Source organism: Brevibacillus jepli (genome assembly GCF_047229145.1).
GTDB lineage: Bacteria > Bacillota > Bacilli > Brevibacillales > Brevibacillaceae > Brevibacillus.
This window is the reverse complement of the sequence record NZ_JBFEFW010000012.1, coordinates 177,886-186,678: the sequence shown is the minus strand read 5'-3', so window position 1 is coordinate 186,678 and position 8,793 is coordinate 177,886. Positions and strand designations below refer to the sequence as shown.

The window sequence follows — 8,793 nt, the reverse complement described above, 5'->3', positions numbered from 1 at the left end:
TGAACCGCCGTATACCGAACGGTACGTACGGTGGTGTGAGAGGACGGGGGTTAGTCACCCCCTCCTACTCGATTATTTTGCACGAGGCGCACTTTCAAAGCCGACTTTTTTATGCGTACCATCACAGAATGGTTTCTTCTCGGATTGACCGCATCGACAGAGTGAAAAAGATGAACCGACCTCGAAATTGTCACCTGCTCCATCCAGCAAGTCAACTGCACCAGTAACACGAATAGAGCCATTGTCGTTAATTTTGATGATTACTTTTTCTTGATCCACAACTAATCCCTCCTTTTTTTACTATCTTTACCTAATATGTTTTCTAACAGAAGGGTATGTGGAATTTAATCTTACTGGCAGAACATGGTGAATCCGTGCTAAAATCAGCTCAAGGTACGATTATTTTTTGCAGGGAAAGGATATTTTCTGATGACGATTTCGATGGATGACTTAGAACAATCCTGCTGGGAATGTGAAGGCAAGGGGGTACTCTTGAATGAAGACAAGCAAGAGGAGCCATGTCCCAAATGCCAAGGCAAGGGAGCGATTCTTACAGCTCAAGGTCAAACCCTCCTTCACTTTATTAAAAAGCATTTGTAAATAGCGGGTATGAAATAGAAGCGGGAGGCCGTCAGAGACACACCTAGTTGCGGGTGTGTGCTGATGGTCTTTTTAGCGTGAGAAAACGGAAACCTACTAGCAAGAGAATAATGAAAAAGACGAAAGGGACCACAATAGTAGACGTGTCACCGTTTAAAAGAAGTGTGAACGTAGCACCGAGAATAATCACTGCTAGTGTGTAGGCAGCGTAGCGCGCATACTTTTTCCATAGCAAGCCCAGTCCACCTAGCACTTCGCCTAACCCGATAACCAGTTGAAACCAGTAGGGAAACCCATATGCTTGGAAGGCGAGTGTTGTGTCTGGATGTCCAATCAGTTTGTTAAAACCAGCGGAAACGAATAACAAACACAATCCCACTACCATTCCCCATTTTGCGAAACTACGCAGTCGTATCATACATAAATCCTCCTATCATTTCGTTGATGGATTCAGTATAAAACGACCGTTATGACATCTTTTGTCATATAGCAGTTGGGGCTTCGTTTCGCAAATGTTTTCCGATCTGGGGCAATGAAATTAGCGACTGTAAATATGCCAAAAAAATCTTAACAGACCCGAGTTATTGGGTAAACAGCCCAAGAGCACCATATTTTTTGACAATCATTTACCGCTCTATGTTGATATACTTTCTTCTGGGCTTTTGATAGATAAACGATACATATGAGGTGATGTCCTTAGGGATATACAAATTGTTGTAAATGTACTGTCAAGTAACTTGAATCGTTCAATTATTTCATCATGAAAGTAGTGGCATAACAATGGTAAATCGTTTGATGAGTTTTACGTTTGTAGGCATGCTGATTTTGCTCACCTGTTTTCCTATGGCAGAAGCAAAAACGACACAAAATCCAATAGCGGAAGTATCTCAAATGGATCGAGAAATATGGGGACTTCAGCAGACCTTATCTTTCTTCCAAGTTGTTGCTGAAAAAAAGGGAGATAAAGAGTTAGCGAAAAAGATCGAGAAGCAAATATCCACGTTCTCGCAAAAGAGCACCAAACTCCACGCTGCACCAAAAGATTCAAATAGGAAAAAACATCAAGATAAAATTAATAAGCACTTAGAAAAGCAAAAAAGCAAGATTCAAGAGTTGCAAAAACAAATGGAGCAACAAGTGAATGCATACTGGGAACAACTTATGCCTGAGCTTTCTCCCCTCAAAACACCACCAATAAAGCAGGCAAACGCTGCCACATTACGCACTGCTGCTGTTCCGGTAACTTCAGCTACTCCAACCGTAGATCCCTTTGAACCAAATGACGAAACAAATTCCAGCTATCCGATTATTAGTGGAAATCTTTATACCTCAAAGCTTTCCTCAGCAAATGACACCGATATGTATCGTTTGGATTCAGGGTCCCTCTTTGGCGAAATAACGGTGACACTGAGTGTTCCAAAAGACAAAAACTACGACCTTCTTGTCATACAAGATCCAAGTAAAGTAGTTGGGTCTAGTATGAATAGCGAACGTGGTCTAAAAGAGACGGTCACATTATCTGTTCAACCAAATACGACCTATTACATTGTTGTATTTAGTATGGATCGAGATTTCAGTGAAACAGATTCCTATAGTGTGAATGTAAGTAAAGTAAAAACAGAACTTGCTCTTGCACAACCGGTTGATATAAGTCTGCCAGTAGGAGAAATACCAGCCTATCGTTTTACTGCTCCAGTTACAGGAACATATCGATTCCATACAGGTCCATATGGAGGGTTTGGAGCGCCATTTGACACATTACTTCTTATGTATCGGGAGGAGCAAATGCAAGGCTTTGTAGATTTTAATGATGAAGCCTCGGATGGATCTCTTTATTCCGAAATCCAGATAAACATGACAGCTGGAACCACATACTTTCTATATGTTTCTCCTTACGACCAATCTCAGGCTCTACATACGAGACTGACAGTTGTTCTAGACACCAGTGCTGCTGTAACTTCACCAACGATCAACGAAGCAACAGGTAATAATGGTAGTATTTCGGATAAACAAGTAATCACCTTAACGAATGGCACTTTTAATTCAGATGTAGCATCTGCTGTGACAGTAAATAATTTGCCTAAAGGTTTACAGCCAGTTGTGACTCGTAACAGCGATACTCAGCTCACCATACAATTCATGGGAAATGCAAGTAATCATGAAAAGAAACATAGTGTTCAAAATGTCTATGTGACGATTCCGCATGCAAAGATCACAGGTACGGACAATGACGTTGTAACCAATACATTCGGTATAAATTTCACGGATACAGAATCCTTATTGGTTTCAACACCGATTGATATAAATTTACAACCCGGCAGTAAAAAAATAGTAAAATTCACCCCTCCTGTTTCTGGGAATTTTGAAGTTTTTACAGATACCAATAATACGCAGCTCGCTATCTATGAAGATTATGGACAAACACATTTAGTTGTCTCCACTGATGGTGGGAACCAATCCACTTATTCCAAGGTAACTCCTTCCTTACAAAAAGGTCAGGATTATTATGTTGTCCTCTCGTCTGTAGGTAACAGCCCTGTTCAAGCGCGTCTCACAGCTCGTTACCTCGGAGTGGAGTATGTGTACAACGCAAAAGGACAACTCGTTCAAATCAAACAAAATGAAAAAATCCTGACAGAGTTTATCTATGATGGCAATGGAAATCTCATCAAGAAAACGGTTTATTAAGGAAAGAGGAGACAAAGCTCGATGCGAATCAAACAATGGTTAACAAAAGGTATAAATGTCCTACTGGTAGTTTCTTTGTTATCGCCTGGTATGACATATGCAAAAACGGAGGAAGCGCCAAATGGTACGGATTCAGCTTCTACCTCCAATCAAAATGGGTCGACAAAAAATTGGCTTTCTACTTATGTGAACGCAAAAGATGAAGCATCAAAGAAAAAAGAGAAGAAGCCAGATGACAAACCTAGCTACACCAAGGAGGAAGTATTCGCTGAGAACTGGGATTCCCTCCAGCCAAGCAATGTTTGGCAAGCTTATCGCATTTCGACCAGAGAAATGCTCCAGATTGCTTCCTATTTTTACCCGCAATTTGATAAATTCTTGTCTCACAACGAGCAAGTGGAGAAATACCAGTGGACAGATGAAGGCGTAATCGAAAAGATTAGCAAACTTTCCAAAACGAAGTACGAGCAGGTATCTGCTCTTTTGCCTGCGATAAAAATCTTTTATGAACAAAGTCATTCGGAAATTCAGCCTAAACCTACTCCACAACAACGAAATGCCTTGACTAGCTCTTCAATTGCTTCGAGTCCTCCCGATGCGATGTACGATTCAGAAGGTTTGACATATCAATATAAACGATCGAATACAGACAATCCGGTGGACGAGTTATACCGGACAGCGAATGTGAAAGAAATCGACCTTCAATTAGATGGAAAACATGGGATGGATTTGACCTTAGAAAGAAGCTATTCTTCTTTGGACGCGATGACTGAGGATATTTATTATTCTAATTCAGAAATTAACCGGACACGTCCCTTACAAGGAAGTGTAAACTCTCTAAAACACGGCTGGAGTCTGAATTTCCCTCGATTTCAGGAGATATACAAATCAAATACGAATTGTACCAAATCAAGTGATGCAACTAGATATTCATGTGGGCATAAAGGTGAAGGAGAGCGATATCTTTTTACATTAGAGGATGGTACTGTTCTGGAGTCCTCTACGAAATATGGAACATGGGTAAACACCCCATTTCAAGGGGCAACAATGGTCAACTATCGAGACAAAACTGGTGAATTTGGCGAGAACCATATGGCCACATTGCGAGTAAATGGGGATAAGTATGATTTTGGGGAGGAGTCTCGATACAAGGGAGATGATCTGTACACCACCTACTTGGTCAAAAAAACAAATCCCTATGGAGATACAATCCACTATCGCATCCCAGATGACCATAGTTTGCCTATCGAAATTACTGACAGCGTGGGTCGCTATATCGTCATGGATCGATTAGCGGGCAGTACACAGGTAAAAGTATACCAAGATAGTTCGAAGACAACCTTGTTGAAGCATATTGAATATGAGTGGGGAATCTATACGAACCAAGATCGAGTCATCGAACACGATGTATCCGGTACACGTAATAAAGTGATCGCCGAATATGTGTATCATGATGCGAAATTATACGGGAAGTCCGAATTTAACTTCAAACCTGACTATACCTTCCTAGCGACGAACGGTGTAATCAACTTTGATGATAACGGCATAGAATCATCTTCTTATACAAATATAGACAAAACAAAGCGAGCTACTGTGAACTACAAGCTGTTGAAGCAAGTCAACTACCCGGTGGAAGGGTTGTCCATGACGTATACGTACAGCTTGTACAATCCCGATGCCCCTGGGTTTTTGGATCGGGGAGTCGTACGCCTGTACCAGGATAAGGAAAAGTTGACCTACACGACCTACCATCCAGTGACAGCTGTCAATTTTCGTTTTGCAAAGACACCTCATCCAGACCAGCCAAAGACAGAATGGTACTCATACACCAAGTATTATCCAGAGACAAACAAAGAAATCTGGAAGTCACCAAAATCAGAGGCTGTTAGATTTGCTACACAGTCCCTTAACCGAGACGGCTCCCGTGTGGTGACCAGCACCCTCCAAGATGGGTTACTAAACGAGGACAAAACATTTATTGTCAATGAAGATCGTAACTTCTTGCTGCAATCGGTGAAGAAGTATGTTGGTTCAGGTTCGGATACGAACACGATTCAGGGAGAGCTAAAGCTAACTGAAGACGACAAAACGTATCTCTTCTCTCCCGTAACTTACACGAGTTATTTGTACAAGGATCGCGAAACAAAACCGACGTATGTGTATACTTTCCCTGGTCGTCCGGCTTCCATAACAGCCGACCAAGATGTGTATTCGTTCCTGTTGGCTCCAAACCCGGACAAATTGTCCAAAGTAAAGGTGCGTATTCCTCGTTTCGCACAAACTACGGAATATGACTATAACAAGTTCGGGGATGTCATCAAGGAGATTGATCCAAAGGGGAATGTAACGGTAACAGAGTATGTTTTCCCTGGAACACCATCGGATTTCCGAATGCCTGGTAGTATCAAAAAGACAGCAGCCGGCACCCCAAGCCATTATCATCAGGAAACGTATACGTACGGAGAGGACAGCTTGCTCGCCACTGAAAAAATCGTGGATTCCTATCCGGATGGAATAACCACACGGGTAGAGCAGGTAGACCGTACTTACAGCTATGAAGATAAACAATTGAGATATATTGCGGAAGCAAGCACAGGGCCAGATGCCAAAATCACCCTGCAAAACATCGCTTCCTATGAACCGATGGGACTCTATCCCACTCAGATCAAAATGCAGGTGGAGACGGTAGCAGGTCAAAAACAGTCCCTAACTCACAGCTATAGCTATGATGGATTAGGGCGCTTAACTTCTCGCACATATCCAGATAATACACAGGTCCAATTTACCTATGATTTACTCGGTCGAAAAACGAAAGAGCTGGCAACGAGCAAGGAACAGACGAGAACTACCCGTTACACCTATGATGATACCGCACGAAAAGTAACCATGACGATGCCAGATGGCACGCAGATGTTTTCCCATTTCACTCCATATGGAGAGGTCGAATTCAAAGGACAGATCGGAACAAATGGGGAAGTGCGTCCGCTTGTATACAATACGTATTCTTTGGATGCGAATCATCTTTTAACTAGTTCTCCCTTTGCAGACAACAATCGCGCTACGACATTTGTTTACAATGCAGATGGTACCGTTTGGCAAAAGAAAGACCCGATGGGTACTACCGTTTATTTGTATGCCAATACGATGAACGACGGAACAAACAATGTCGCTGCCAACACACAACTGACGATCGAGCCTAACGGATTGCAAACAACACAATACTACGATCGCCAAGGTCAGTTGGAAAAAGAAGTGAAGCGAACAGGAGACGGCACGCAAAGCCTGACCACTCATCTAGCCCGTAACGATTTCGATCAGGTCATCCGCAAATCTGTTAAAGATCATACCGGTGAGAGTCGAGCATGGGAGTATCGGTACTCCAATAATGGCAACCTTGTATCCTTGTTAGATCCTGAGCAAAACAACTACCGGTATGAATACGACTCACTTGGAAATCTGGTAACCGTAACCGAAAACCAAGTGCTGACTACCAAGAACCATTACAACGCCCTGTCTTGGAAAATCAGCGAGCAGGATGTTCCATCCGGTGCAACTGAATCGTATAGCTACAATACAAACGGTACAACGAAAGCATATAAAGACAAGGCAGGGAATAGTCACACCTATGAATACACATCGTTTTACGATGTAGCGAAACTAACCACTAAAAACGCAGCAGGTGTCGTCACCAACGTAGAAACGAAGGAGTACGTCTCGAACACCTCCCTGCTCCAAAAAGAAACGAACAGCAATGGGGCAGACGGATTGCCAACTGGCAGTCACTATCGGGAAGTGTTGTACGCCTATGACCCGTTTCAGCGACTGAAGAGCCAGACTGTTTTTGGACGTGTCTATCAATTAGGGTATACGGATCATGACGACCTGATGGACACCTTCACATACCCGGACTCTACAGTGGTGACATATAGCTATGATGCTGCTGATCGCTTACAGGAAGTAAACAGTCCGCTCACCGGGCTCATTACGTACGATTATCACATGAAGCCAAACGGAGAAAGCTATCAGGTGGAGTATCCGAATGGTCGAATGAATGTGCGCAACCTGGATTCGTTTGGACAAGTAGAGAATGTGACACACCTTAATAAGCAAAACCCTGTCTGGAGTGAATCTAACAAGTATTCTTTCGGGAATGTTGTGGCAATCCAGCGGAATGAAACTCCTTACCAATATGATTATGACAAAATCGACCGCTTGACCAAGGAAGTCGTGCCAAACTCAACGAATCAGTACTCCTATGACGGCCGAGGTAACCGCTCTGCTTATGAAGGGAAACTGCCACCAGATATTGGGACTACGACTTATACGTATGATGAGCGAAACCGCCTGCGGAGTACTTCAAACGAAAAGACAGGAACAAAGACAGCTTATACCTATTTTGGAGATGGCTTGCGTGCAACCAAGGTAGACAATGGCGATGAGACGAAATACGTATACCTAAATGGAAAAGTCATTGAGGAACTAGATGCAGCAGGAAATGTAAAGGCTCGAAATATCTGGGGAAATGAGCTGTTGTTTAGAAAAGACCTGTTGACGAACAAAAACGGGTATTATGGTTATAACAGTCATGGGGATGTCGTCTCGATTTCAGATGAAAACGGACAGGAATTGAACACCTATGAGTATGATACCTGGGGAAATGTCACTTCGCAGAAGGAAGGGATGTCCAACCCGTTTAAGTATAGTGGAGAGATCTTTGATGAGAAGTCGGGGTTCTATTATCTTCGAGCGCGGTATTACGATCCGACGATAGGCCGGTTTATCTCGGAGGATACGTATAAAGGGCAAGTGGATAATCCGCTTACGATGAATAGATATACGTATGTGCATAATAATCCGTTAAGATTTGTTGATCCAACTGGACATTGGAGTACAGATATTACCGCTAACTGGACATTAAACGAAATGAAATGGAAGTGGCAAGAAGCAAAGGGGAATGGCGGGAACTATAAACAGTGGGAAAATCAAGCGAAAGATTTACGTAACCGAATGCGAGCAGCAGGGATCAAAGAAGCAGATATTATGCAGAGCTATGATTACATGATACCTGAAGAGATTGTTAACGAGTTAGCTTGGGGAGTGGTCAATTCCAAAATTGAAAATGATCCATTTGGGTTTGGACTGTATGTTAAAGCAACAAACTCTACACAATACCTACCATTAGGCGGTTTAGCAGCAGGAAGCCTACAAATTGTAGGAAAAGGTTGGATAAAGCATGAAGTTTATAATGAAGTTCGAAACAAATTTGGAAAAGATGGCGTTCAAAAGTTTGTAGATTCAATGAATAAGGGCTTGGTTGGAGGCAAAGGTGAGAATGGAATAAAAATGCTATCAGGTAAAGGGGTAGAAGTAGGTAAACAATGGTATAAATACGAGGTGAAAGTAAAGGGGCAGTACGGTGATTGGCGCATTTTTGGTAATTATGATGCGAAGTCTGGGCGAATAATTTTTGATAGATTCGACAAAGGAAAACACTAAGGAGAGGTA

General features: G+C 42.5%; 5 protein-coding genes. 3 read left to right on the top strand and 2 right to left on the bottom strand.

All coding sequences use genetic code 11. The features are described from left to right. Positions 1-72: 72 nt before the first annotated feature. Positions 73-279, bottom strand: coding sequence for a CDGSH iron-sulfur domain-containing protein (locus AB1L17_RS15445; RefSeq protein ID WP_412845538.1), 207 nt, complete (start codon positions 277-279; stop codon positions 73-75). A 150-nt stretch (positions 280-429) separates the two neighbouring features. Here AB1L17_RS15445 and AB1L17_RS15440 point away from each other — a divergent pair, with 150 nt between their 5' ends. Further along, a complete protein-coding gene (locus tag AB1L17_RS15440) occupies positions 430-600 on the top strand; it encodes an anti-TRAP protein (RefSeq protein WP_412845539.1) in 171 nt (56 codons plus the stop codon). A 43-nt stretch (positions 601-643) separates the two neighbouring features. On the opposite strand, the gene AB1L17_RS15435 is transcribed toward AB1L17_RS15440, so the two are convergent. Then, positions 644-1,018: a DoxX family protein gene (locus tag AB1L17_RS15435; RefSeq protein ID WP_412845540.1), complete on the bottom strand. Its 375-nt coding sequence runs from the start codon at positions 1,016-1,018 to the stop codon at positions 644-646. Between the two features lie 362 nt (positions 1,019-1,380). Here AB1L17_RS15435 and AB1L17_RS15430 point away from each other — a divergent pair, with 362 nt between their 5' ends. Together AB1L17_RS15430 and AB1L17_RS15425 are read left to right on the top strand one after the other, a co-directional pair. Further along, positions 1,381-3,288 (top strand): hypothetical protein, encoded by a 1,908-nt coding sequence (locus AB1L17_RS15430; RefSeq protein ID WP_412845541.1) that lies wholly within the window; start codon positions 1,381-1,383, stop codon positions 3,286-3,288. Between the two features lie 21 nt (positions 3,289-3,309). Beyond that, entirely contained in the window at positions 3,310-8,784 is a 5,475-nt protein-coding gene (locus tag AB1L17_RS15425) for an RHS repeat domain-containing protein (protein ID WP_412845542.1), read from the top strand. Positions 8,785-8,793 lie beyond the last annotated feature (9 nt).

Excerpts from the sequence above, each read along its gene's own strand:
- AB1L17_RS15440 (WP_412845539.1), top strand. The coding sequence starts at position 430 with ATGACGATTTCGATGGATGACTTAGAACAATCCTGCTGGGAATGTGAA.
- AB1L17_RS15435 (WP_412845540.1), bottom strand. The coding sequence starts at position 1,018 with ATGATACGACTGCGTAGTTTCGCAAAATGGGGAATGGTAGTGGGATTG.
- AB1L17_RS15430 (WP_412845541.1), top strand. The coding sequence starts at position 1,381 with ATGGTAAATCGTTTGATGAGTTTTACGTTTGTAGGCATGCTGATTTTG.
- AB1L17_RS15425 (WP_412845542.1), top strand. The coding sequence starts at position 3,310 with ATGCGAATCAAACAATGGTTAACAAAAGGTATAAATGTCCTACTGGTA.